Raw genomic sequence first — 24719 nt, forward strand, 5'->3', positions numbered from 1 at the left:
AAAATCTATCTAACCATGAAGCCCTGAGCGCTGCAAATCACCAACACCCAAAACTAAATTTCGGAAATTTACAGAAAAGAAGTTGCTTTATCCAGCGATTGGAGGCGAGGCTTCGCTGTCAAAACAAAAGCCCGCAAAGCGGGCTTTTGTCAGCTGGAATTTATGCCATTTCAGGCTGCAGCCCCCGTAGAACGGGCGCGCGCAGCTATCAATAACATTGCTTTAACACGGCCTCAGTAGACCTGCCCCAACTGATCGAGAATCGCCGGATTCTCCAGCGTGGAGGTGTCCTGGGTGATGGACTCGCCCTTGGCCAGTGAACGCAACAAGCGGCGCATGATCTTGCCAGAACGGGTCTTGGGCAGGTTCTCGCCAAAGCGGATGTCTTTGGGCTTGGCAATGGGGCCAATTTCTTTGGCCACCCAGTCGCGCAGTTCCTTGGCAATGGCTTTGGCTTCATCACCGGTGGGCACCGGACGCTTGAGCACCACAAAGGCGCAAATCGCCTCGCCGGTCATATCGTCCGGGCGCCCCACCACGGCAGCTTCGGCCACCAGATCGGTCTTGGCGACCAGGGCCGACTCGATTTCCATCGTGCCCATGCGGTGACCGGAGACGTTGAGCACATCGTCGATGCGGCCGGTGATGCGGAAGTAACCCCGATCAACACTGCGCACCGCGCCGTCCCCCGCCAGATAAACTGTGCCGCCCAATTCATCAGGAAAATAGCTTTTCTTGAAGCGCTCCGGGTCGTTCCAGATGGTGCGAATCATCGACGGCCAGGGGCGTTTGACGACCAACAAGCCGCCCGATCCATTGGGCACATCGTGGCCCGCTTCGTCCACGATCGCCGCCATGATGCCGGGCAGTGGCAAGGTGCAGCTGCCGGGAACCAGTGGCGTGGCGCCGGGTAGCGGCGAGATCATGTGGCCGCCGGACTCGGTCTGCCAGAAGGTGTCCACAATCGGGCAGCGCTCACGGCCGACGTGTTTGTAGTACCACATCCAGGCTTCGGGGTTGATCGGTTCACCCACCGTGCCCAGGATGCGCAGGCTCGACAGATCCGAGCGATCAGGGTGAACTTTTGCATCGGACTCGGCCGACTTGATCAGCGCACGGATGGCGGTCGGCGCGGTGTAAAAGATAGTGCACTTGTGGCGCTCGATCATCTGCCAGAACCGCCCGGCATTAGGGTAGGTCGGGATGCCTTCAAATATGATTTGCGTGGCGCCTGCTGCCAGCGGCCCATAGGCCACGTAGGAGTGGCCGGTGATCCAGCCGATGTCGGCGGTGCACCAGAACACATCGGACGGCTGCAGGTCAAACACCCAGTCCATCGTCAGCTTGGCCCACAGCAAGAAGCCGCCGGTGGAATGCTGCACGCCCTTGGGTTTGCCCGTGGAGCCCGAAGTGAAAAGAATGAACAAGGGATGCTCGGCACCCACGGCGACCGGCGCGCATTCGGTGCTTTGCCCGGCCAATGCCTCGGTGAACGTCACGTCGCGCCCGGCGACCATGTTGCAGGCGGTGGCGGCGCGCTGGTACACAAAGACCGTCTTGATCGACTCGCAGCCGCCCAGACTCAAACCCTCGTCCACAATCGACTTCAAGGGCAACTCTTTGCCGCCGCGCTTCTGGTAGTTGGCTGTGACCACGGCCACCGCACCGGCGTCCATGATGCGTTCTTGCAGCGCCTTGGCCGAAAAGCCGCCAAACACCACGCTGTGGATGGCACCAATGCGGGCGCAGGCCTGCATGGCGATCACACCTTCGAGTGACATCGGCATGTAGATCAGGACGCGGTCGCCCTTGTTGATGCCATGGGCCTTGAGTGCGTTGGCAAACTGGCTGACGCGGGCCAGCAATTCCTTGTAGCTGGTCTTGGTGACAGCACCGTCATCGGCTTCAAAAATGACGGCTGTTTTGTTCTCAACCGGCGTGCCCATGTGCTTGTCCAGGCAATTGGCCGAAGCGTTGAGTTCACCGTCTTCAAACCATTTGTAAAAAGGTGCATTGGACTCGTCCAGACTCTTGGTGAAGGGTTTGCTCCAGACCACGTTTTCACGTGCCAAGCGAGCCCAGAAGCCTTCAAAATCTTTCTCGGCTTCGGCGCACAGCGCGTTGTAGCCGTCCATGCCGGAAATGCGCGCGGCCTTGACGGTCGCCTCGCTCGGCGGAAAAACGCGGTTTTCAACCAATGTGGACTCAACGGCGGTTGATGGTGAACTCATGGGCAGGTCTCCTCTTGTTAAAAATACAACGCATAAATGTCAATCCTTGCACTTACAGGCCACTGACGTGCCTGAATGCCGAAGGTGGCACCAATGTTGACGCCATGCTTTGACTCTTCGCAACTGGCAATCGACTGGCACGCCCGAGTGCAGGCACGGCGCCCCTACAATCGGCAACCCTATAAAAGAAGACGTCAAATGAGTACTCCGAATCCTGAAAAAGCGCCCCGCATGCGCCCGATCCCAAGCTTCATCTTTGCCAGCCGCTGGCTGCAGTTGCCGCTCTATATCGGGCTGATCGCTGCACAAGGCGTGTATGTGTTCCATTTCTGGGTGGAGCTGGTGCACCTGCTGGAAGCCGCCTTTGGCAGCCAGACGGCCTTGCAGGCCCTGATCAGCAGCATCGGATACAAGTCCGATGTGGCCATCACCTCACTGAATGAAACCATCATCATGCTGGTGGTATTGGCGCTGATCGACGTGGTGATGATCTCCAACCTGCTGATCATGGTGATTATTGGTGGCTATGAAACCTTTGTGTCGCGCATGGACTTAGAGGGCCACCGCGACCAGCCCGAGTGGCTCAGCCACGTGAACGCCTCGGTGCTGAAGGTCAAGCTGGGCACCGCCATCATCGGCATCAGCTCGATTCACCTGCTCAAGACCTTCATCAATGCCGCCAACTATGACGAAAAAGTCCTGATTGCCCAAACCGCGATTCACATCACCTTTTTGCTCTCGGCGATTGCGATTGCCTATACCGACCGTCTCATGGCCCATCCGCAATCGGATTCCCATTAGCAAGCGGCCGCATCAGATGGTCTGAACTGGCTGGCGAAAGCACAGATTCGTCCTGCGGGTCATGCCAGCCTGCGAAAACCCCAAGGCGGCTAATGTAGTCGCCTCACTGACCGGCAGAGCCATTGCCTTGATCCCGCACAATAGGTGATGCATTTGTTTTTGGCCATTCTTGTGCCCTTTTTTGGTGCAGCGCTTGTTGCCCGGTCAGGGCGTTACGGGCGCACTGTCTCGGCCTGGAGCGCTGCGGCGGTGACGGTGTCGGCGCTGCTGTTGCTGCTGCCGCTGATGGTCGACAGCCTGGCCGGCAAAACCACGATTGAGCAACTGAGCTGGATTCCCAGCGCCGGGCTCGACCTGGCTTTCCGCATGGACGGGCTGGGCCTGCTTTTTGTTCTGCTGATCCTGCTGATTGGCTTACTGGTCATTCTGTACGCCCACTACTACTTGTCAATGCGGGACAGTCTGAGTCGGCTCTACGCCTACTTGCTGCTCTTCATGGGCTCCATGCTCGGCGTGGTGCTGTCAGAGAACCTGATCCAGTTACTGATTTTCTGGGAACTCACCAGCCTCTCGTCTTTTTTGCTGATTGCCTATTGGCGCCAGCGGGAAGACGCCCGCAGCGGTGCGCTGATGGCTTTGACGATCACCGGCGCCGGTGGTCTGGCGCTGCTGGCCGGTTTTTTGTTGCTGGGCCAGATCGTGGGTAGTTACGAGCTCTCGGTCGTGCTGGCCAGCGGTGATCTGGTGCGGGCGCACCCGCTGTATCTGCCGGCACTGCTGTTGATTCTGCTCGGAGTCTTTACCAAATCGGCACAGTTTCCCTTTCATTTCTGGTTGCCCAACGCCATGGCCGCGCCCACGCCGGTGTCGGCCTACCTGCATTCCGCCACCATGGTCAAGGCCGGTGTGTTTTTGCTGGCGCGGCTGTTCCCGGCCCTCTCGGGCACTGACGCCTGGACCTGGTGGGTCGGCGGCGTTGGCTTGATCACTTTTCTACTGGGCGCCGTGTTTGCGCTGTTCAAGCACGACCTCAAAGGCCTGCTGGCCTATTCCACCATCAGCCACCTGGGGCTGATCACCGCCTTGTTTGGCATCGGCACACCGCTGGCGGCCGTGGCCGGCGTGTTTCACATCATCAACCACGCCATCTTCAAGGCCGGGCTGTTCATGGCCGCCGGCATCATTGACCATGAATGCGGCACGCGTGACATGCGCCGAATCAACGGCCTGTGGCACTACATGCCGCACACAGCCACCTTGGCCATGGTGGCTAGCGCGGCCATGGCAGGCGTGCCACTGGCCAATGGTTTTCTCTCCAAAGAGATGTTTTTTGCCGAGGCGGTCACCGCCGGCGGCCAAATGCGTTTGAGCTGGCTGCTGCCCGCCGTGGTCACCATCGCCGGTATTTTTGCCGTGGCGTACTCATTGCGCTTCATCCATGACGTGTTCTTTAACGGTGAGCCGATCAATCTGCCCAAAACCCCGCACGAGCCGCCGCGCTGGATGAAGGTGCCGGTCGAGATTTTGGTGGTGCTGGTGCTGTTGGTGGGCATCTTCCCGGCCCAGACGGTCGAACCCATCCTGGCCGCTGCGGCCGGCGCCGTGCTGCAAGGGCCACTGCCTGAGCATGACCTGGCGATCTGGCACGGCGTCAGCCCGGCCCTGTGGATGAGCGTGGTTGCCTTGATCGGCGGTGTTCTTCTCTACTGGCGTCGCCAGCCGCTTTTTGCCCTGCATGGCAAGCTGGCAGCCCGGCTCAGTGGCCGCGCCATCTTTGATCACCTGCTTGAGGGCACCCTGGCTTTTGCCCGGCGCCTCACCCATTGGCTTGACAACGGCTCACTGCAACGCCAGGTGATGTTGCTGATACTGTGCACCCTGGTGCTCGGCGCGACGGGCCTGGTCTTGGCTCCCGCGCCCCTGACCGGCTCACGCCCCTTGCTGCCGGTCGACGGGGTCAGTCTGACGGCAGCGCTGGCGCTGGTGCTGGCCGCGCTGGCAGCAACCGTGCTGCACCGCCAGCGGCTCACCGCTTTGATTTTGACGGGTGCCGTCGGGCTCGTGGTGGCGCTGATCTTTGTCAAATTTTCAGCACCGGACTTGGCCCTCACGCAATTGTCAGTTGAAGTGGTCACCATCATCCTCCTGCTGTTAGCACTCTATTTCTTGCCGGCCGTGACGCCCACCGAATCAGACAACAGCAAGCGTTGGCGCGACGGTGCGATTGCGCTGCTGGCGGGTGGCGGCGCTGCGGCAATGGCCTGGGCGGTGCTGACCCGCTCGGGTGACACCATCGCTGATTTCTTCATCAGCAACAGTGTGCCCGGGGGCGGTGGCCACAACGTGGTGAACGTCATCCTGGTCGACTTCCGTGGCTTTGACACCTTTGGCGAAATCACGGTGCTGGCGGTGGCCGCGCTCGGCATTTTTGCGCTGTTGCAGGACCTGCGCCTGCCCGCGCCCGGCCAAGATGCGCAGGGCCGCGCCTGGGATGCCGACCTGCATCCGGTCATCATGGCCACCTTCGCGCGCTTGCTGTTGCCGCTGGCGCTGCTGGTGTCGGTCTTTATCTTCCTGCGCGGTCACAACCTGCCGGGTGGCGGCTTCATTGCCGGGCTGATCACAGCCATTGCACTGATCATGCAGTACCTGGCCAACGGCGCCACCTGGACACAGGCCCGCTTGCCAGCCCAAACCCACCCCTGGCTGGCGCTGGGTTTGACTGCGGCTTTGCTCACGGGTCTGGGCAGTTGGCTGTTTGGCCGCCCCTTCCTAAGCTCCACTTTTGGTCACTTCACCCTGCCCTGGGTTGGCGAATTTGAAGTCGCCTCCGCCATGGCATTTGACCTGGGCGTGTACCTGGTGGTGGTCGGTGCCACGCTGTTGATCCTCATCAACCTGGGCCTGGCACACCGCGCCAGCCATGACAAGGTGCCCAATTGATGGAACTTCTGATTGCCTTGTCCATTGGCGTGTTGACCGGTTGCGGCGTTTATCTGGTGCTGCGCGCGCGCACCTTCCCCGTGGTGCTGGGCCTGACGCTGCTGTCTTACGGCGTGAACCTGTTCTTGTTTGCCACCGGTCGGCTGGTCATCGGCCAACCGCCGGTGATTGGGCTGGCAAGCGGTCATGCCGACCCCTTGCCGCAGGCCCTGGTACTGACCGCCATCGTGATTGGTTTTGCCATGACGGCTTTTGTCATCATGCTCAGCTTGCGCGCGCGCGCCGAGCTCGGCAACGACCATGTTGATGGTCGCCACACCGGGAGCCAGCCATGACAACCTCCCTGTCCATCACCGACCACCTGGTGATTGCGCCAGTGCTGCTGCCCTTCGTGGCAGCGTTGCTGCTGCTGGTGCTGCGCGAGCAAGCCATGCGCCTGCAACGGGGCTTGGCCGTGCTGGCCGTGCTGGTCCAGATCGGTTTTGCGCTGGCCCTGCTGCTCGCGGTGGCCGACGGCACGCTCGTAACTTACCGCCTGGGTGACTGGCCCGCGCCCTGGGGCATTGTGCTGGTCGCCGACCGGCTCGCGGCATCGATGGTGCTGATCACCTCGCTGGTCGCGCTGTGCGCCGTCATCTACGCGGGCGGGGGCACCGATCGCCAGGGGCGGCATTTTCATGTGCTGTTCCAGATGCAGTTGTTCGGTTTGGCGGGCGCCTTCCTGACCGGCGATTTGTTCAACCTGTTCGTTTTTTTTGAGGTCTTGCTGATCGCCTCCTATGGCCTGGCGCTGCATGGTGGCGGCCCTGCGCGCACCCGCGCCGGGCTGCATTACGTGGTGATGAACTTGCTGGGCTCCACGGTGTTCCTCTTTGCAGCCGGTCTGATTTACAGTGCCCTGGGCAGTCTCAATCTGGCCGACCTGGCGGCCAAGGCAGCGACATTGCCAGCTGATAGCCTGGGGCTGGCGCGTGCGGGCGGCCTGCTGTTGCTGCTTGTGTTCGGCCTCAAGGCGGCGCTGTTGCCCTTGCACTTGTGGCTGCCCAACGCGTATGCAGGCACCTCGGCACCTGTGGCAGCGCTGTTTGCGATCATGACCAAGGTGGGGATTTACGCCATTTTGCGCACCCATACCTTGCTGTTTGGCAGCGCGGCAGGTGAACTGGCCGGCTTGTTTGAACCCTGGCTGTTGGCGCTGGCCCTGGCCACCCTGGTCATTGGCATGTTGGGCGCGCTGGCCGCAGAAGGTCTGGGGCGGCTGGCCGCTTACCTCGTGCTGGCCTCGGTCGGCACCCTGCTCGCTGCCATTGCTCTGGGAACGAACGGCATTGCCGCAGGTCTTTATTACCTGCCGCACAGCACCTTCACCGCCGCGCTGATGTTCTTGCTGAGTGACGCCATCAAGCGCCGGCGCGCGCGCAGTGGCGACAGCTTTGCGCCCGATGTCGATATGCCCCACTACGCACAGTGGGGCGGCGTGTACTTCGTGGCCGCTGTGGCTGCGTCGGGCTTGCCACCGCTGTCGGGCTTTGTCGGCAAGCTTCTGATTCTGCAAGCCACACCCGCACACCCCTGGGTCTGGGTCATCATCCTGGTCTCAGCGCTGGGCATCGTCGTCGCACTGGCACGGGCCGGCAGCCGCGTGTTTTTCGATAGCGTCAAGCCGCCATCTTCAATCAATCAGGCGCTCAGCCGACCAACACCGCTGTTTGCCCCTTACGAATTCTTCGCCATCGGCGCCTTGCTGGGCTTGATCCTCGCTCTCACCGTGGGCGCCGGGCCTGCCGTGGACTTTGCCCGCGCCACGGCGCTGCAACTGGCTGAGCCGTCCATTTACATCAACGCGGTTCTAGGAGGCACCCGATGAAGCGCTGGTTACCTCACCCTCTGCTCACGCCAATGCTGACGCTGATCTGGCTTTTGCTCAACAACAGTGCATCCGTCGGACAGCTCGTACTTGGCCTGCTGCTGGGATGGATCATTCCGCTGTTTACCTTGGCGTTTTGGCCTGAGCGCGTGCGCTTGCGTCGCCCGCTAAGCATGTTGCGCTTCCTGCGCTTCTTTTTTTACGACGTGCTGGTTGCCAACCTCACCGTCGCGCGCCTCGTGTTGGTGGGCCCGCGCGCGCTGCATCCGGTCTTTGTGCAGGTACCACTGGACTTGCGCCATGAGCTGGCGATCAGCCTGCTGGCCAATACCACCTGCCTGACACCCGGGACGGTGTCGGCCCGGCTGTCCGAAGACCGGCGTTTTTTGCTGGTGCACGCGCTCGATTGCACCGACCCCCAGGCCTTGATCGACACCATCAAGACGCGTTTTGAAGCACCGCTGAAGGAGACTTTTGAATGTTGAGTACCGCCCTCTCCATCTCTTTCACGTTGGTCACTGCAGCCTTCGCCTTGAGCTTCTTCAGGCTATTTCGGGGGCCGAGCGCGGTTGACCGCATCCTTGCGCTCGACACGCTCTATATCAATGCCATTGCCTTGCTGGTGTTGCTGGGCATCCGTCTGGCCAGTCCGCTTTACTTTGAGGCTGCCTTGTTGATCGCCTTGATGGGCTTTGTGGGCACGGTGGCATTGTCAAAATATTTGCTGCGCGGAGACATCATCGAATGAACACCACGACCGAAGTCCTGTTATCCGCCCTGGTGCTGATCGGCGCCGGCTTTACCTTTGTGGGCTCGCTCAGTCTGGTGCGCTTCAAAGACTTTTACACCCGCCTGCACGGCCCCACCAAGGCGACAACTTTGGGGGTCGGTTGCCTGTTGATTGCCTCTTCCGTTTTTTTCAGCGTCACGGGCGAGGGTTTGAGCCTGCATGAAATTCTGGTCACATTTTTCCTGTTCATCACCGCGCCGGTCTCGGCCCACCTGCTGGCCAAGGCGGCCCTGCATCTGGGACTGCCCTCGATTGCGGCACTGCCTGAAGAAGCTCCGACCACACGCCGAGACTCAGCGCCCAGCAGGCGCGATTGATATTGTCGATTGCTATGCGCTCGGTCAAACTGGCGTCGGGTCAGGCTGGTTAAACTAATTTGATTTGTCGGCCGTTGCGCAGCGCCGCTTCACATTTCCTTCAACTACCTGAGGTTTCACCGCATCATGAGTACCATCCGCCAGACTGACCTGATTGAATCCGTCGCCGCTGCCTTGCAGTACATCAGCTTCTACCACCCGGCCGACTTCATCACGCACCTGGCGCGGGCCTATGAGCGTGAGCAAAGCCCGGCCGCCAAAGACGCCATGGCGCAAATCCTGACCAACAGCAAGATGTCGGCCGAGGGCCACCGCCCGATCTGCCAGGACACCGGCATCGTCAACGTATTTTTGAAAGTCGGCATGGACGTGCGCTGGGGCGAGTTCACCGGCAGCCTGGACGACGCCATCAACGAAGGCGTGCGCCGCGCCTACACCAACCCCGACAACCCACTGCGCGCCAGTGTGGTGGCGGACCCGCAGTTTGAGCGCAAGAACACCAAAGACAACACGCCCGCCGTGATCTTTGTTGACATCGTGCCCGGCGACAAGCTCGAAGTGACGGTCGCGGCCAAGGGCGGCGGCAGCGAGAACAAGAGCAAGATGTACATGCTCAACCCCAATGATTCGGTGGTCGATTGGGTGCTCAAAACCGTGCCGACCATGGGCGCGGGTTGGTGTCCACCCGGCATTCTGGGCATCGGCATTGGCGGCACGGCAGAAAAAGCGATGGTGATGGCCAAAGAAAGCCTGATGGACCACCTGGACATGCACGAGCTGCAAGCCAAGGCCGCCAGCGGACAAGCGCTCAGCAAGGTCGAAGCGCTGCGCATTGAATTGATGGAGAAAGTCAACGCGCTGGGCATTGGCGCGCAGGGCCTGGGCGGCCTGACCACGGTGCTGGACGTGAAGATCAAGATGTACCCCACGCACGCCGCGGGCAAGCCGATCGCCATGATCCCGAACTGCGCCGCCATGCGCCACGCGCACTTTGTGATGGACGGCAGCGGTCCGGTTTACCTGACGCCGCCCGCGCTTGAAACCTGGCCCGATGTGCAGTGGGCGCCCGACTACGTCAAGAGCAAAAAAGTCAATCTCAACACCCTGACCAAGGAAGAAGTGGCGAGCTGGAAGCCCGGTGACACGCTCTTGCTCAACGGCAAGATGCTGACCGGCCGCGACGCCGCGCACAAGCGCATCAAGGACATGCTGGCCAAGGGTGAGAAGCTGCCGGTCGACTTCACCAACCGCGTGATTTACTACGTGGGCCCGGTCGATCCGATCAAGGGCGAAGCAGTCGGCCCGGCCGGCCCGACCACCGCCACCCGCATGGACGGTTTCACCGAGATGATGCTGGCTGAAACGGGCCTGATTGCCATGATCGGCAAGGCCGAGCGCGGCCCGGTCGCGATTGAAGCCATCAAGAAACACAAGAGCGCCTACCTGATGGCCGTGGGCGGCGCCGCTTACCTGGTCAGCAAGGCGATCAAGACCGCCAATGTGGTGGGCTTCGCCGACCTCGGCATGGAAGCCATTTACGAGTTTGACGTGGTCGATATGCCGGTCACCGTGGCGGTCGACGCGGGCGGCACCAGCGCGCACATCACGGGTCCGGCGCAATGGCAAAAACGCATTGCCACCGGCGAATTCAAGGGCATCGAAGTCGCTGGCGCCTGATTGAAATCGGGTTCTGACCCAGATTCTGCTGATCCTGTGAAGCGCCCGATCGGGGTGTTCGACAGCGGCATCGGGGGCTTGAGCATCCTCAAGGCACTGCGCGCCGAGTTACCGCACGAGGACTTTGTCTATGTGGCCGACAGCGGCCATGCACCTTATGGCGAGCGTAATGACGCGCATGTCATCAATCGATCAAGTGCCATCACGGCTCATTTGCTAACGCTGTACAACATCCAGGCGCTGGTCATCGCCTGCAACACGGCTACTGCAGCAGCGATTGCCACGCTGCGCCTGGCGCATCCCCAGTTGCCCATCATCGGCGTTGAACCGGCCCTCAAGCCCGCGCTGGCGCTCAGCCAGACCCGACGCATCGGCGTCATGGCGACGCGCGGCACACTGGGCAGTGCCAAGTTTGGCGCGCTGGTGGCGTCACTGGCCGGCGAAGCCGAATTCAGCTGCCAGCCCTGCGACGGTCTGGCCGACGCCATTGAACGCCAGAATGCTCCTAATATAGAAGCACTATGCACATACTACACGGGGGCTATGGGCCGATTTGGCATAAATATCGGGGAAATTGACACGCTGGTGCTGGGCTGCACGCACTACCCGTTTGTCAGCGATGCGCTGCGCAAATCGGTCGGCCCCAACGTGCAGCTGATCGATACGGGTGAGGCGGTGGCGCGCCAGACCCGGCGCCAGCTGCCCGAGCATTGCGGCACCGACAGTGTCGGCACTTGCCGACTGCTCTGCACCGGCGACCCCAACGCGCTGCAGCACGCCGCCGAACGCTGGCTGCGGCTGGACCAACCGGTGAATTCGCTATTGCTTTGACCGCGGCAACAGGCCCCTGTTCAGTCAGCCACCAAGCGCGCAAAGGTCTTGCGAAACTTGGCCACCTTGGGCGCGGCCACAGCCACGCAATAGCCCTGGTTCGGGTTCTTGGCAAAAAAGTCCTGGTGGTATTCCTCGGCCGGCCAGTAGTTTGTAAGCAGCAGAACCTCCGTCACGATCGGCTGCTGGTAAATACCACTTTGTCTCATCTCAGCGATCAGGTCTTTCGCGACCTGCGCCTGTTCGGGCGTTGAATAATAAATACCGCTGCGGTATTGCGTGCCACTGTCGTTGCCCTGCCGGTTGGGCGTGGTGGGGTCATGAATAACAAAGAAAATCTCCAGAATCTCGCGCAGGCTGATCTGCGCCGGGTCAAACACCAGCTTGACGACTTCAGCGTGGCCGGTGCTGCCGGTACACACCTGCTCATAGCTGGGGTCAACGACGTGGCCGTTGCAGTAGCCGCTCTCAACGTCGGTGACGCCTTTGACCTGGACGTAGACAGATTCGAGGCACCAAAAACAGCCACCTCCTAAAGTTATGGTTTCAAATGTATTAAGTTGTTGATTCATAACGATTATTTCCTTTTTGGTTGCTTTGTAAAATTTGACAAAATGGCATAAATCAGGTAAACTTTTGGCATAAATTTGTCAAAGACTCCCACCCTGAACCGTGGGCTTTGACCTGAATAATGGAGTTTACCTATGTCAGCTTTACCTCGCGGAATAACACAAATTTATTGGAAAAACAAGACAAAAGACAAAGAAAAACAGGTCAAGTTTCGTGTTCGTGTCAACAAAAAAGTGAATGGCGCACAGGTGAAAGTAGACCAGCTTTGTGATAACTTGGAACAAGCAAGGGACTTGCTCGCTACATATCAATCAAATATTGGTAGACAGACACTTAACAAGATTGATTTAGAACAGAATGAGAAAATAAAACGAATAGGCGAACTATTAACAAGTCCGACACTTTCGTTTTATATCAGTCAATATGTTGCTAAAAATATCCCTGAAATTGTTGACAATGACTTAAAAAAGAGAAATAGAGCAAGTAAAGTTTCATTTTTTAAGACGATTGAAAATACTGCTATTCCTGACCGTCATAACGACATAGTTAAACCTTTATTGCTTGCAGGCGGCTTATTAGCACAAATGGCTCAAAATACCATAGCCAATGCTGGAAAGAAACGATTAGGCGAGTTCAAACCTGAACAAATTACTTATATTGAGATAAACGACTATATCAATGCTCGTTTATCTACAACAGCAAAGTCAAGATACGGTACAAGTCTTGGTCGCAATGTTTCCAAAATTTCTGTTTCTCGTGAATTATCTTTTATCAAAAAGTTGTTTGACAATCTGCGACACCAAGAAAGTAAATTTAAAGGTATCCCTAACCCAGTCACTGAATACGATAAAGATTTACTGAAAAACAGGGATATGAAAAGCGATTACAGATTAAGCGATACAGACAAAGAAATTTTGTTTAATGCTCTGGATATTTACCCAAACATTGAAATGAAACAAATATGTCTTTTGTCTTATTACTGTGGTTTTCGTCGTAGTGAAATAGTTTTATTGACTTGGGACCAAGTTCATTTGAATGAAAATTATGTACAACTTTATCAAACAAAATCAGGTAGACCTCGAAAAGTAATTATTACAAAGCAAGCCCGTGAAATTTTGGAGAACATTCAAAAAAGAGAAAATGACCCACGACTTTTTACATACACTTTATACGGTTTTTCTGGCTCATACGATAAATTCAATGAGCGAATTGGACTAAAAGAAAAAGGGTTTCACTTTCACTTTTTTAGACGTGAGGCAATTAGTAATCTTGTATTTAATATCGGACAAGCAACAGGAATGGATGGGGCTAATTTCTCTATTCTTATCAGTGAGCTTTTGGGAATTGAAAGTGTCCGACATTTAGAAAAAAACCACTTGTCAGATTTACCAACCGGCTCATTAAACAGTCAAATTGATATTATGAAATCCGTAGGACACAACAATAAGCAGACTACTAAACGATACAGTCCTATCAAGTTGCCAACCAAGTAATTTGTAATTTGTAATTTGTAATTTATATCATTCATTATCATTTATTCATTCATTTACTATCAGTCTTTATCATTCGTTTTACCATTGTCATTCATTGTCATTCATTTACAGTCATTCACATATCATTAGCATTCATTCTCATATCATTTCTTTTGTCTTTTTCCAACAGCCGATATTTTTAAGGACTAATCGCTAATGTGTGCCACATTAGCTGTTCTTTTATGCTTTAAACCCTTGCGAATAAAGACTTTATAAGTGCGACATAGCGACTAAAATAAATTTCAGTCGTTTTTTAATGTGCTGGAACCTGGGCTCACCCAGGTTCTTTGGTTAAGAGGACCTAGGCGAGCTAGTCCTTTGCCTATGGCATTAAAACTGCGATAGAGCGATTAATTTGATTTATCTATGACGATATAGCCACATACAAAGAAAAACGATTTAAAGCCGTTTAAATGCTTATCACGATAGTGAAAAAAAGGACTAGCTCGCCTAGGTCCTCTTAAACGACAAAGCACCTATCAAGGTGCTTTTTTTGTTAGTGATTAATAGCAGTAAGAAAAAAGTGGAAATTTTCGGCACGTTCCTTTTTTATTTACTATCGTAAATGAATACCCACTACGTGATTAAACTATGCTTTAAGTACACACTATCGTGATTGTATTGTTGTTGTAATGATTAATATATTCTGCGAATAGTCATACATTCTTTATCATACATATAAAAAGGGGTTCAACAACATAGCATAAAAGCCTGTTAATCAAGTGCTCTGGGGGTTCAGTTAAAAAGTAAGGGGGTTTGTTGAGTGGGTTCAATGGCATAGCATAAAGGCTTGTTAATCAAGCCCTCTGTGGGTTCAGTGAAAGGGTTCACTGAGTTTTATTGTCATTGACTTGTTGATACTTTGTTTATAAGTGGTCGTAAAAAATCCCCTGAAAAGGGGATTAAATATTATTCATTAAAACCGAAAATGTCCTCTATTTCGTCGTCTGTTTGATTGCTTGAATGTTCCAAAGGAACCTCAGCATTTTTAATTCTTTCAATAAGAATTTGATTATCATATTCTTTGAATGTGTCAAAAAATGCTGTTTTTCTCTCTAAATTTCTATGAAAATTAAATTCGTGTGGGTTTATATGAATGTAAAGCAATAGTGCTTTAATATCGTTTAAAACTGGTGCTTTTGGAATTTCTAGAACTTGTAAAACTAATGGACTTACATTGAATATCTTAATGAACTGTAATTCTACCAACTGTTTAAGATAATCAGTAATATGACCTTTATTGATACCCAATTCTTTTGCTATTGCTGTTTTTGATATTTCACTATGAACTCCAACAAGCCCATTTTTGTAAGTTGCCTTACAAGACAAATGAACCATTATTTGAAATAAAACATTTTTTGGTCTGCTGATTAATATCAATTCATTGAATACTTTTTTATTGAGTGAAAAATAATCAAATTCTTTTTCGACTTTTTGATTGACAATATCATTTTTATTAATTATAGTTGTAGACATAGGACACCTTTTTTTGTTATGTGGTAATAATCATTAAAGCAGGTTCTATTAAAAAATCAAGCCCACTATGAAAATAGTGGGCTTTTTTGTTGTCAAAGTAAAAATAAATCAAAAGTCAATAGACAACAAAAAAAGCCACCGATTAAAGTGGCTTTCTTGTTTGAGTAAATTTTCAAGCCCCACGTATGGGGAAACTATTCACGTCAACCGTCGCTTTATTATTTATACGAAATAGTAAAAAGAAAGTCAAGAGCATTTCAAAAATAAAGCACAAAATAATATCAACACCAAAAAAAGCAAAGTGAAAATTTTCAGTCAATAAGCAAAACAAAACGATTTAATCAATAAGCAAAACTTGACATTAAGCACAAAGCAAAACGGTTTATTGTTGTAAAGCAATACCGTTACTCAAACTTGTTTCAAGTTTGTAGTAACGGAGGCGTAAGCAAGGTTAATGATTTCAAACTCAAAACAAAATAAATCAATAGATTATAAAAATGGAATGAAAAAATCGAAAAATAAGCAAAGCAAAATAAAGCTCATATCTTTCAAAATTTTAGGTTTGATTTTGGACCGTGGGACAAAAGCAAGCATAAAATTTTGAGAGTTAAGCACTATCAAAAGACTAGATAAGTCAAATTTTTTGAGTATGCCGATTTAATAACGATAACAAATCAAAAGAAAATAGCAGGAGTGGGTTAAATAATACTTAATAAATAAGGCTTTAGCCTAAGTTAGAGGCCTAGGCGCCTCGATTTGTTCTTGTAATACCTGTTTTCTATAAAAATAAGGGAAAAAACATCAAGTCGAAAGAAAAAATAATAAAAAGAAAGAAAGAGAAAGCAGTCGAAATTAAGAATAAGTATTTGTTATATGTTTGTGTATTGAGTGAAAGTAATTGTCATTAGTTGTATTGACTTATTACTTTGTTTTGCTAATATATTTCATATAACTAAAAGGAATAAAAAATCATTGATAGTCATTTTTTTGATGGTGTTCGTGGCTACTTGGCTAGTCATAAGCCGGGTTCGTCGTGACTACTTAGCTAGTCTTATTGAGAAACGATATAAACAGTTTATACGGTTTATACGGATTGTGAGAAACGATATAAACAGTTTATACGGTTTACACAGTTAAATCAGGACTGTCGATAAGTTAGCTTTTGGCAAAAAACTGTCAAACAATCTTTTGTCAAAAGATAACTTGTTGATTTATAAGCGTATTTTGTTTAAGACGGCCTCAAGGCACCAAAAGCACCCACCGCCCAATGTGATGGTTTGCAAGGGTTCTGGCATGGCGTATCTCCTGTGTTGTTTGAAATTAGCGTGTCCTTGGCATGTTAGCTGGCAGCAGAAACTGAGGGCGCCTTGTGGGCATCACCGTCCCGACTCAAGCCCTTGCATTGACAGTCATTGGCGCAAAGATTACATTAATAACCAAATAGTCATTAACTTCATGTCCGTCAAAAATCCCGATTCCGATGCCCCTTGCGGCGGGCATACCAAGCACGAGCGACGCAAGGATGCGCGCCCGGGCGAACTGCTGGACGCCGCGCTTGCGCTGTTTGTCGAAAAAGGCTACGCCGCGACGCGGGTTGAAGAAGTCGCCAAACTGGCGGGCGTCTCCAAAGGCACGCTGTTTCTCTACTTTGCCAGCAAGGAAGAATTGTTCAAGGCGGTGGTGCGCGAAAACATTTCAGGGCGCTTCCACGAGTGGAATACCGAGTTCGATAATTTCAAAGGCAACTCGGCCGACCTGATGCGCTATTGCATGATGGCCTGGTGGCAACGCATTGGCTCGACCCAGGCCTCAGGCATCACCAAGCTGATGATGAGTGAGGCCCAAAACTTTCCAGAGCTGGCCGCCTTTTACGAGCACGAGGTCATCCAGCCAGGCAAGGTGCTGATTACCCGCGTGTTGCAGCGCGGCGTCGACCGTGGCGAGTTTCGGGCCATCGACATGAAATATGGCGTCTACATTGTGTTGGCCCCGATGGTCTTTCTGGCCATGTGGAAGCATTCTCTGGGTACTTGCTGCGAAGCTGGCGCCCAGTTGGTGCCCGAAGACTACATTGCCCTGCAAGTTGAGACCATTCTCAATGGCCTGAACGTTCGCCCGCCCCCTCCTCACTAGTCACAGAAGAATATCGCACCATGAAATCTTGGTTGAAATGGGGGTTGCTCGCCCTGGTCGTTGCCTTGCTCGCCAGCGGCGTATGGCGTGCCTTGTCGGCGCGGAAATTGCAGCAAGCGGCTGTGGCCAAACTGGCAACTCAGAGTACCCAGGCGGTGGTGCAGTTGAGCGCAGCCGATGTGGTGCAGGTGACAACCCGCGAGCTGGTAACCGGCGTTGCCCTCTCGGGGGCGCTCAAGGCGGTGAACACCGCCATGGTCAAGGCGCGGGTGGCAGGCGAATTGCAGGGATTGACGGTGCGCGAAGGCGATGCCGTCAAGGCCGGGCAAATCATCGCCCGCGTCGACGCCACCGAATACAACGCGCGCGTGCAGCAGGCCCAGCAACAGGCGCAGGCCGCCAAGGCTCAGGTCGACATCGCGCGGCGCAACTTCGACAACAACCGCTCGCTGGTGCAGCAAGGCTTTATATCCAAGACCGCGGTGGACTCGTCCATGGCCAGTCTCGCGGCGGCCGAGGCCACCTATCGGGCGGCGCAGGCCGGCGCGGAGGTCGCCGCCAAATCTCTGCAAGACACCGTGCTGCGCGCACCCATTGCCGGCCTGATTTCACAGCGCTTGGCGCAGCCCGGCGAGCGCGTCGGTGTCGAGGCGCGAATCGTTGAGATCGTCGACCTGCGCCAGCTCGAGCTTGAAGCCAGCCTGAGCGCCAGCGAATCCGTGGCCGTGCGGGTGGGACAAAGCGCCGTGTTGCAGATTGAAGGCGTCAGCCAACCGGTCACCGCCAAGGTGATCCGGATCAACCCCAGCACCACGGTCGGCAGCCGCGCGGTGCTGGTCTATCTGAGCGTGGAGCCTGCGCCTGGCCTGCGGCAAGGCCTGTTTGCACAGGGAATTTTGGGCACGGATCGCGTGCAAGCGCTGGCCGTGCCCTTGAGTGCGGTGCGCACCGACCAACCCCAGCCCTATGTGCAACTGATCAGCGGCAATCAAGTGCTGCACCAAAGCGTTGAGATGGGCACGCGCGGCGAGCGCGACGGACAAGCCCTGGTGGCGATCAAAGGGTTAACCGAGAACGCCCGCGTGCTTGTAGGAAGCGTGGGCCCGCTGCGCGCCGGCACCGTCGTTCAGGTGACTGGGCCTGCAGTACCGGCTGCGGCTGGTTCAGCTGCTGCAGCCGGTACTGCAGGCGGGCAATAAGCCATGTGGTTCACCCGCGTCAGCCTTCACAACCCGGTCTTCGCCACCATGGTCATGCTGGCCATCGTGGTGCTGGGCCTGTTTTCCTACCAACGCCTGCAGGTCGACCAATTCCCCAATGTTGACTTTCCAATCGTTGTAGTCACGACCGATTACCCTGGCGCTTCGCCCGAAATCGTCGAAAGCGAAGTGACCAAGAAGATCGAAGAGGGCGTCAATTCAATCGCCGGCATCAACGCCCTGACCTCTCGCAGCTATGCGGGTCAATCGATCGTCATCATCGAGTTCCAGTTGCACATCGTGGGGCGCAAGGCCGCTGACGATGTCCGCGAGAAAGTAGCTTTGTTGCGCCCCACCCTGCGCACCGAGGTCAAGGAGCCCCGCGTGCTGCGTTTTGACCCGGCCAGCCGCGCCGTGTGGTCGGTGGCGGTCTTGCCCGATGCGGCGCCCACACCTGGCGCTCCCGCCACCGCAGCCAAAGCCATGTCGGACGTCGAGCTGACCAACTGGGCCGACCAGACCCTGCGCAAACGCCTGGAAAACGTGCGCGGCGTGGGCTCGGTCACCGTGGTCGGCGGCACCAAGCGCGAGATCAACATCTACCTCAACCCGCAGGCGCTGGAAGCCTTTGGTGTCACGCCCGACCAGGTCGTGGCTGCCGTGCGCAATGACAACCAGGATCTGCCGGTCGGTGCGATCCAGTCGCGCGAGCAAGAGCGCATGGTGCAGATTGAAGCGCGCATGCAGCGTCCTGAAGACTTTGGCAAGATCATTGTGGCGCGCAAGAACGGCGCACCGATCCGCGTCGACCAGCTCGCGCAGGTGGTCGACGGCGCCCAGGAGACCGACAGTCTGGCGCTCTACAACGGCCAGCGCACGCTCTTGCTCAATGTGCAGAAATCGCAGGACGAAAACACCATTGCGGTGATTGACGGTCTGGTCAAAATGCTCGACGAGATGAAAACGCAGTTGCCCCCCGGCGTGCGGCTCGAAGCCGTCACCGATGGATCCCGGCAAATCCGCGTGGCGGTGCAGAACGTGCGCCGCACCCTGATTGAAGGCGCGCTGCTCACCATCTTGATCGTGTTCTTGTTCCTCAATTCCTGGCGCTCCACGGTGATTACCGGTCTGACCCTGCCGATTGCGCTGATCGGCACGTTCTTGTTCATGAACCTGTTTGGCTTCACCATCAACATGATCACGCTGATGGCCCTGAGCCTGTGCGTGGGCTTGTTGATTGACGACGCGATCGTGGTGCGCGAGAACATCGTGCGCCACGTGCAGATGGGGAAACAGTCGTACCAGGCGGCGATGGACGGCACACAGGAAATCGGCATGGCCGTCATGGCTACGACGATGTCGATCGTGGCGGTGTTCCTGCCGATCGGCTTCATGGGCGGCATCATTGGCAAGTTTTTTCATGAGTTCGGCATCACCATCGTGGCGGCGGTGCTGATCTCGATGTTTGTCAGCTTCACGCTCGACCCGATGCTCTCGAGCGTCTGGCACGACCCCAGCATTGAGGCCCACCGCAACCACGGCCTCAACCCCGACGGCACGCCGCGCCGCCCGGTCACGTTTTATGACAAGACCATTGGCCGCGTCACCGGCTGGTTTGACCAGGCGACCGAGTGGCTGATTGACGCCTACCAGGGCATCCTGCGCTGGTCTTTGGTGCACAAACTCAAAACCCTGGCGCTGGCGCTGCTCATCTTCGTTGCCAGTATCTTCATGGTGCCGCTGCTCGGTACCGAATTTGTGCCCGCGGCTGACTTTTCCGAGACCACGCTCAATTTCTACACGCCCGTGGGCTCATCGCTCGAAGTGACCGAAGCCCGGGCGAAGCAGGTTGAAGGCATTGTGCGCAGCTACCCGGAGGTCCGCTATACGTTGACGACCATCAACACCGCCAATGCGGTCGGCAAGACCAACGCCAGCGTTTACGTGCGCCTGGTGGACCGCAAGGACCGCGCGCGCAATGTCAATGAAATGTCGGCCTTGCTGCGCGAGCGCCTCAAACAGGTGCCCGGCGTCACCGTCACGCACGCCGGACTGCTCGACCCGGTGGGTGGGCAAAAGCAGGTGGAATTTTCGCTGCAGGGCCCGGATCAGGCCGAGCTTGAGCGCATTGCCCAGGTGGTGATGGAGAAAATCCGGGTGATCCCCGGCCTGGTGGACCTGGATTCGAGCGTCAAGCCCAACAAGCCAACGCTCGACGTCACATTCAAGCGCGACGTGGCGTCTGACCTGGGCCTGAGTCTGGCCCAGATCGGCAGCGCGTTGCGCACCCTGGTGGCCGGCCAGACGGTGGGCAACTGGCGCGCGCCCGATGACCAGACCTACGACGTCAATGTGCGCCTGGCGCCGCAGGCGCGCAACCAGGCCGATGATCTGCAGCGTTTGCCGTTCCTGGTCGGCGCCAACCCGGATGGCAGCCCGCGCATCGTACGCCTGAATCAGGTGGCCACCGTCAAGGAATCAACCGGCTCCAACCAGATCAACCGGCGTGACATGACGCGCGAAGTCGCCATCAATGGCAATGTCTATCAGCGCGCTTCGGGTGAAGTGTCCGCCGACATCAAGAGCGCCCTGGAGAGCGTCAGTTTCCCGCCCGGCTACCGCTACCAGTTTGGCGGCTCGACCAAGAACATGGCCGAATCCTTCAGCTACGCGATCTCGGCACTGGTGCTGGCCATTGTCTTCATCTACATGATTCTGGCCAGCCAGTTCAAGAGCTTCTTCCAGCCGCTGGCGCTGATGACCTCCCTGCCCCTGACGCTGATCGGCGTGGTGCTGGCGCTGTTGATCTTCCGCTCGACCCTGTCGATGTTCTCGGTGATCGGCGTGGTGATGCTGATGGGCCTGGTAACCAAGAACGCTATTCTTTTGGTCGACTTTGCCATCCGAGCGCGCGAGCCCGGCATCGACACGGACGGCCGCCGCATCGACGGCATGGAGCGCAGCGCGGCGCTGCTGATGGCGGCCAAGGTGCGCTTGCGCCCGATCCTTATGACGACACTGGCCATGATCTTCGGCATGCTGCCGCTGGCGCTGGCGCTGACCGAAGGCTCGGAGCAGCGGGCCCCCATGGGCCAGGCGGTGATTGGCGGCGTGATCACCTCGTCGCTGCTGACTTTGGTCGTAGTGCCGGTGGTGTATTGCTACATGGATGATCTGGCGCAATGGTTGCGGCGCCGCTGGGGCGCTGATAGCAGCCCGGCGCAAGTCAGCGCCGGGTAAAATTTTGCAGAATCTGTTAACATTCCCAACATACCCCCAGGAGTACCCAATGAATTTGGAACAAGCCCGCTTCAACATGATCGAACAGCAAATCCGGCCGTGGAACGTCCTGGACGACGGTGTGCTGGAGTTGCTGGCAGTGGTCAAGCGTGAAGACTTCGTGCCCCTGGCGCACAAGGCGCTGGCGTTCATGGACATGGAAATTCCCCTGGGCCAAGGTCAGGTGATGCTGGCGCCGCGCGTCGAAGCGCGCATGCTGCAGGACGCCACCGTTCAAAAACACGAAAAAGTGCTGGAAATCGGCGCTGGCTCGGGCTACATGGCCGCCCTGCTGGCGCACCGCGCGCAGCGCGTGATCTCGCTGGAAATCGACCCGGAGCTGGCCCAGATGGCGCGAGCCAACCTGCAAAAAGCCGGTATCCACAACGCCGAAGTGCGCCAGTTTGATGGTTCCAAGGGCGTCTCACCGGACGGTCCGTTTGACGTCATCATGCTCAGCGGCTCGGTCGCCGAAGTACCGCAAGCGCTGCTCGCGCAACTCAAAGTCGGTGGCCGATTGATTGGAATTGTGGGCGAAGAGCCAACCATGCGCCTGCATATCGTGACCCGTATCAGCGACGCCGAGTTCAAGACCACGACCCCTTGGGACACCGTGGCGCCACGTCTGCTCAATTTCCCCGAGCCCTCTCATTTTCACTTTTAGGCTTCTAACTGCATGATTGCTCAGGTTCGTCCGTCCCAATTGGCTGCATGGCTGGACTCGGTCCGTGGTCATGGCACGCCCGTGGTGCTGGACGTGCGCGAGCCCTCTGAGCTGCGCACCGCCAGTATCCAGGCCGATGGCTTTGAGCTCATCACCATCCCGATGGGCGTGATTCCGCCGCGCCTGTCCGAGCTTGACCCCGAACAACCGATTGCCTGCCTGTGTCATCACGGCGCGCGCAGCATGCAGGTCGCGGCTTTTCTGAAGGCGCGCGGCTTCAAGCATGTGGCCAATATTGCCGGTGGCATCAACGCCTGGTCGGCTGAAGTCGACCCCCGTATTCCCAGGTATTGAGCGCCCGGGCCCCAACGCCGTCCTTTGCCCGCACTGTTCTTGCCAACCCATTTATTTCCAAGGCCCTTTATGAAAACGTTTCGTCTACTGCCCCTGTTTGTCGCCATTGGCACCACCCTGGCGCTGCCGGTGCAGGCCCAGAGCCTGGTCGATCTGTACCAGTCCGCACGAGGCTATGACGCAACGTATCAATCGGCCAAATCCCAGTTTGATGCCACGCTGGCCCGGGCCGACCAGGCCAAGGCCCTGCTTTTGCCCACCGTTGGCCTTTCGCTCGGTGCGTCGGCGACCAATTTGGACACCACCTTGCCAGCTTCGCCGCAGCCCCCCCCCTCCAACTTCAACTCCCAGAGCGCGACCGTCAGCGCGTCACAGCCGCTGTACCGTCCGGCCAACCGGGCCAGTTACGAGCAGGGAATGAAGCAGGTCGATCTGGCCCAGGCGCAACTCGCTGCGGCCGACCAGGACCTGATCGTGCGCGTCAGCCAGGCTTACTTTGACGTCTTGGCGGCCATGGACAACCTGACCTTTGTCAAAGCCCAGAAGGCCGCCGTGGGCGAGCAACTGGCGTCGGCCAAACGCAACTTTGAAGTCGGCACCGCCACCATCACCGATACCCGCGAGGCCCAAGCCCGCTTTGACCTGGGCACAGCGCAGGAAATCGCGGCTGAAAACGATCTGCGGGTGAAAAAGATTGCACTCGATCAGTTGGTCGGCAAGGTTGACGCCCAACCCCAACCTTTGGCGCAACCGCTGGCACTGCCAACCCTCGTGCCCAACGACGTCAATGCCTGGGTGGCGCAATCCGAAAGCAACCACCCTGGCATCAAACAGACGCAGGTCGCGCTGGATGTGGCGCAACTGGAAACCCAAAAAGCGCAAGCCGGCCATAAGCCCACGCTCGATTTGACGGCGGGCTACAACGTGACACAAAACAACGGAACCGCCAGCAACCCGATGGACTACCGCAGCAATGCCGCCACCATCGGCCTGGCGTTCAACCTGCCGCTGTTTGCCGGTTTTGCGATCCAGAACAGGGTCAGGGAAACACTCGCGCTGGAAGACAAGGCCCGCAGCGACCTGGAAGCCACCAAACGCGCGGTCGCTCAAGGTACGCGCGTCGCCTTCTTCGGCGTGGAGTCAGGTCAAGGCCAGGTCAAGGCGCTGGAAGCGGCTGAAGCCTCCAGTCAGAGCGCACTCGACGCCAACAAGCTCGGCTACCAAGTGGGAGTGCGCATCAACATCGACGTGCTCAACTCGCAAAGCCAGTTGTACGACACCAAGGCCAAGCTGGCCAAGGCGCGCTACGACGTTCTGCTGGGCAGCCTGAAACTGCGCCAGGCCAGCGGCACACTCCAGGCGCAAGACCTGCAAAGCGTCGACGCGCTGCTGGCCAAGTAACAGCGGGCCATCGGCACCGGCGCGCTACAGCAGCAGCGCGCCAAAATGGCGCGCAAACATTTGCGCGGTCTCGGCACTGAGTCTTTGGCCGACAAATATCTCCACACCACGCAGCATTTTGCGCAGCTCGAACGGGCTATCGCACCGATCGATGGCCGCGCAAATGGGCTCGCCGGCAGCGCCCAGCTGCTCCCGCACAAAGTCTGAAGCGTGTTGCCGCACCTTCACGAATTCTTGCGGGCTGGTCGCCGGCCGGGGCGCTTGCGTCAGCTCGGCAGCGCTAAACCCCGGTGCGGCCGGTGCCTGCAGGCTGGTGCTGATGACCGTCGATTCGATCAAGCCTTCATGCAAGAGGTGATCAAGTACCGCGTCCAGTTCGCCCACCCGCACGAAAGCCCCCAGTGCATTGACAGTTTTCTGGCCGTCCACCAGGATCAGCACGCGCCGCTGCAAAGCACTCAGCTTGTAGCTGCGCCCTGCCATCTCGGCGCGGCCCGCCTCGGTCTTGCCAAAAATGATTCCAGTAGTCACTTTTTGATAGCTGTTTAGTCAGACTGCATGAATACGAAGGGACTTCCCGCTTCCCGGTAACGGCATCAAGTGCCAAGATTGGGTTTGGAAGTCAATCTGCAACCTTTAGAAGGAGAAGTCCCA

21 protein-coding genes are annotated in these 24719 nt (G+C 56.2%); 17 read left to right on the forward strand and 4 right to left on the reverse strand.

Going from position 1 to position 24719, the window contains the following annotated elements; translation table 11 throughout:
- Nucleotides 1-215: hypothetical protein (locus GZ093_RS13235; RefSeq protein WP_296486616.1), on the forward strand; the 215-nt coding region annotated here is incomplete at its 5' end.
- Between the two features lie 18 nt (nt 216-233).
- Here GZ093_RS13235 and acs read toward each other — a convergent pair.
- Nucleotides 234-2231, reverse strand: coding sequence for an acetate--CoA ligase (gene acs / locus GZ093_RS13240; RefSeq protein ID WP_296486618.1), 1998 nt, complete (start codon nt 2229-2231; stop codon nt 234-236).
- Between the two features lie 198 nt (nt 2232-2429).
- Here acs and GZ093_RS13245 point away from each other — a divergent pair, with 198 nt between their 5' ends.
- From GZ093_RS13245 to murI, 9 genes are all read left to right on the forward strand, one after another.
- On the forward strand, nt 2430-3032 hold the full coding sequence (locus tag GZ093_RS13245) for a YqhA family protein (RefSeq protein ID WP_296486620.1): 603 nt from the start codon (nt 2430-2432) through the stop codon (nt 3030-3032).
- A 147-nt stretch (nt 3033-3179) separates the two neighbouring features.
- On the forward strand, nt 3180-5975 hold the full coding sequence (locus tag GZ093_RS13250) for a monovalent cation/H+ antiporter subunit A (RefSeq protein ID WP_296486623.1): 2796 nt from the start codon (nt 3180-3182) through the stop codon (nt 5973-5975).
- A complete protein-coding gene (locus tag GZ093_RS13255) occupies nt 5975-6310 on the forward strand; it encodes a Na+/H+ antiporter subunit C (protein ID WP_296486625.1) in 336 nt (111 codons plus the stop codon). The genes GZ093_RS13250 and GZ093_RS13255 overlap by 1 nt, the downstream gene beginning before the upstream one ends.
- Complete coding sequence (locus tag GZ093_RS13260; protein ID WP_296486626.1) at nt 6307-7842, forward strand: monovalent cation/H+ antiporter subunit D; 1536 nt, start codon at nt 6307-6309, stop codon at nt 7840-7842. The genes GZ093_RS13255 and GZ093_RS13260 overlap by 4 nt, the downstream gene beginning before the upstream one ends.
- Nucleotides 7839-8327 (forward strand): Na+/H+ antiporter subunit E, encoded by a 489-nt coding sequence (locus tag GZ093_RS13265; RefSeq protein WP_296486627.1) that lies wholly within the window; start codon nt 7839-7841, stop codon nt 8325-8327. Before GZ093_RS13260 ends, GZ093_RS13265 begins: the two co-directional genes overlap by 4 nt.
- Complete coding sequence (locus GZ093_RS13270; RefSeq protein ID WP_296486629.1) at nt 8321-8590, forward strand: K+/H+ antiporter subunit F; 270 nt, start codon at nt 8321-8323, stop codon at nt 8588-8590. The genes GZ093_RS13265 and GZ093_RS13270 overlap by 7 nt, the downstream gene beginning before the upstream one ends.
- Entirely contained in the window at nt 8587-8949 is a 363-nt protein-coding gene (locus GZ093_RS13275; protein WP_296486630.1) for a Na+/H+ antiporter subunit G, read from the forward strand. Before GZ093_RS13270 ends, GZ093_RS13275 begins: the two co-directional genes overlap by 4 nt.
- A 126-nt stretch (nt 8950-9075) precedes the next feature.
- Nucleotides 9076-10626, forward strand: a complete 1551-nt coding sequence (locus GZ093_RS13280; RefSeq protein WP_296486632.1) for a fumarate hydratase — start codon at nt 9076-9078, stop codon at nt 10624-10626.
- A gap of 36 nt (nt 10627-10662) precedes the next feature.
- On the forward strand, nt 10663-11457 hold the full coding sequence (gene murI, locus GZ093_RS13285) for a glutamate racemase (RefSeq protein ID WP_296486634.1): 795 nt from the start codon (nt 10663-10665) through the stop codon (nt 11455-11457).
- Nucleotides 11458-11477: 20 nt separating this feature from the next.
- On the opposite strand, the gene msrA is transcribed toward murI, so the two are convergent.
- Nucleotides 11478-12029 (reverse strand): peptide-methionine (S)-S-oxide reductase MsrA, encoded by a 552-nt coding sequence (gene msrA, locus GZ093_RS13290; RefSeq protein ID WP_296486636.1) that lies wholly within the window; start codon nt 12027-12029, stop codon nt 11478-11480.
- A 132-nt stretch (nt 12030-12161) separates the two neighbouring features.
- On the opposite strand from msrA, the gene GZ093_RS13295 reads away from it, so the two are divergent.
- Entirely contained in the window at nt 12162-13520 is a 1359-nt protein-coding gene (locus tag GZ093_RS13295) for a tyrosine-type recombinase/integrase (RefSeq protein ID WP_296486638.1), read from the forward strand.
- A gap of 948 nt (nt 13521-14468) precedes the next feature.
- On the opposite strand, the gene GZ093_RS13300 is transcribed toward GZ093_RS13295, so the two are convergent.
- Nucleotides 14469-15035: a hypothetical protein gene (locus GZ093_RS13300; RefSeq protein ID WP_296486639.1), complete on the reverse strand. Its 567-nt coding sequence runs from the start codon at nt 15033-15035 to the stop codon at nt 14469-14471.
- A 1455-nt stretch (nt 15036-16490) separates the two neighbouring features.
- On the opposite strand from GZ093_RS13300, the gene GZ093_RS13305 reads away from it, so the two are divergent.
- From GZ093_RS13305 to GZ093_RS13330, 6 genes are all read left to right on the forward strand, one after another.
- Nucleotides 16491-17168: a TetR/AcrR family transcriptional regulator gene (locus GZ093_RS13305; protein ID WP_296486641.1), complete on the forward strand. Its 678-nt coding sequence runs from the start codon at nt 16491-16493 to the stop codon at nt 17166-17168.
- Nucleotides 17169-17188: 20 nt separating this feature from the next.
- Nucleotides 17189-18367, forward strand: a complete 1179-nt coding sequence (locus tag GZ093_RS13310; RefSeq protein ID WP_296486643.1) for an efflux RND transporter periplasmic adaptor subunit — start codon at nt 17189-17191, stop codon at nt 18365-18367.
- A gap of 3 nt (nt 18368-18370) precedes the next feature.
- Entirely contained in the window at nt 18371-21607 is a 3237-nt protein-coding gene (locus GZ093_RS13315; RefSeq protein ID WP_296486645.1) for an efflux RND transporter permease subunit, read from the forward strand.
- A gap of 49 nt (nt 21608-21656) precedes the next feature.
- Entirely contained in the window at nt 21657-22310 is a 654-nt protein-coding gene (locus GZ093_RS13320) for a protein-L-isoaspartate O-methyltransferase (protein WP_296486646.1), read from the forward strand.
- Between the two features lie 12 nt (nt 22311-22322).
- Nucleotides 22323-22664, forward strand: coding sequence for a rhodanese-like domain-containing protein (locus tag GZ093_RS13325; protein WP_296486647.1), 342 nt, complete (start codon nt 22323-22325; stop codon nt 22662-22664).
- A gap of 69 nt (nt 22665-22733) precedes the next feature.
- The gene (locus tag GZ093_RS13330) at nt 22734-24065 is read left to right on the forward strand and encodes a TolC family outer membrane protein (RefSeq protein WP_296486648.1); all 1332 of its coding nucleotides are present in this window, start codon (nt 22734-22736) and stop codon (nt 24063-24065) included.
- A gap of 24 nt (nt 24066-24089) precedes the next feature.
- Here the strand turns inward: GZ093_RS13330 and GZ093_RS13335 are convergent, their stop codons facing one another.
- Nucleotides 24090-24596, reverse strand: a complete 507-nt coding sequence (locus GZ093_RS13335; protein ID WP_296486650.1) for a hypothetical protein — start codon at nt 24594-24596, stop codon at nt 24090-24092.
- Nucleotides 24597-24719 lie beyond the last annotated feature (123 nt).

This window comes from Rhodoferax sp. (genome assembly GCF_010365055.1).
Taxonomy (GTDB): Bacteria; Pseudomonadota; Gammaproteobacteria; order Burkholderiales; family Burkholderiaceae_C; genus Rhodoferax.

Excerpts from the sequence above, each read along its gene's own strand:
- acs (WP_296486618.1), bottom strand. The coding sequence starts at position 2,231 with ATGAGTTCACCATCAACCGCCGTTGAGTCCACATTGGTTGAAAACCGC.
- GZ093_RS13245 (WP_296486620.1), top strand. The coding sequence starts at position 2,430 with ATGAGTACTCCGAATCCTGAAAAAGCGCCCCGCATGCGCCCGATCCCA.
- GZ093_RS13250 (WP_296486623.1), top strand. The coding sequence starts at position 3,180 with ATGCATTTGTTTTTGGCCATTCTTGTGCCCTTTTTTGGTGCAGCGCTT.
- GZ093_RS13255 (WP_296486625.1), top strand. The coding sequence starts at position 5,975 with ATGGAACTTCTGATTGCCTTGTCCATTGGCGTGTTGACCGGTTGCGGC.
- GZ093_RS13260 (WP_296486626.1), top strand. The coding sequence starts at position 6,307 with ATGACAACCTCCCTGTCCATCACCGACCACCTGGTGATTGCGCCAGTG.
- GZ093_RS13265 (WP_296486627.1), top strand. The coding sequence starts at position 7,839 with ATGAAGCGCTGGTTACCTCACCCTCTGCTCACGCCAATGCTGACGCTG.
- GZ093_RS13270 (WP_296486629.1), top strand. The coding sequence starts at position 8,321 with ATGTTGAGTACCGCCCTCTCCATCTCTTTCACGTTGGTCACTGCAGCC.
- GZ093_RS13275 (WP_296486630.1), top strand. The coding sequence starts at position 8,587 with ATGAACACCACGACCGAAGTCCTGTTATCCGCCCTGGTGCTGATCGGC.
- GZ093_RS13280 (WP_296486632.1), top strand. The coding sequence starts at position 9,076 with ATGAGTACCATCCGCCAGACTGACCTGATTGAATCCGTCGCCGCTGCC.
- msrA (WP_296486636.1), bottom strand. The coding sequence starts at position 12,029 with ATGAATCAACAACTTAATACATTTGAAACCATAACTTTAGGAGGTGGC.
- GZ093_RS13295 (WP_296486638.1), top strand. The coding sequence starts at position 12,162 with ATGTCAGCTTTACCTCGCGGAATAACACAAATTTATTGGAAAAACAAG.
- GZ093_RS13300 (WP_296486639.1), bottom strand. The coding sequence starts at position 15,035 with ATGTCTACAACTATAATTAATAAAAATGATATTGTCAATCAAAAAGTC.
- GZ093_RS13305 (WP_296486641.1), top strand. The coding sequence starts at position 16,491 with ATGTCCGTCAAAAATCCCGATTCCGATGCCCCTTGCGGCGGGCATACC.
- GZ093_RS13310 (WP_296486643.1), top strand. The coding sequence starts at position 17,189 with ATGAAATCTTGGTTGAAATGGGGGTTGCTCGCCCTGGTCGTTGCCTTG.
- GZ093_RS13315 (WP_296486645.1), top strand. The coding sequence starts at position 18,371 with ATGTGGTTCACCCGCGTCAGCCTTCACAACCCGGTCTTCGCCACCATG.
- GZ093_RS13320 (WP_296486646.1), top strand. The coding sequence starts at position 21,657 with ATGAATTTGGAACAAGCCCGCTTCAACATGATCGAACAGCAAATCCGG.
- GZ093_RS13325 (WP_296486647.1), top strand. The coding sequence starts at position 22,323 with ATGATTGCTCAGGTTCGTCCGTCCCAATTGGCTGCATGGCTGGACTCG.
- GZ093_RS13330 (WP_296486648.1), top strand. The coding sequence starts at position 22,734 with ATGAAAACGTTTCGTCTACTGCCCCTGTTTGTCGCCATTGGCACCACC.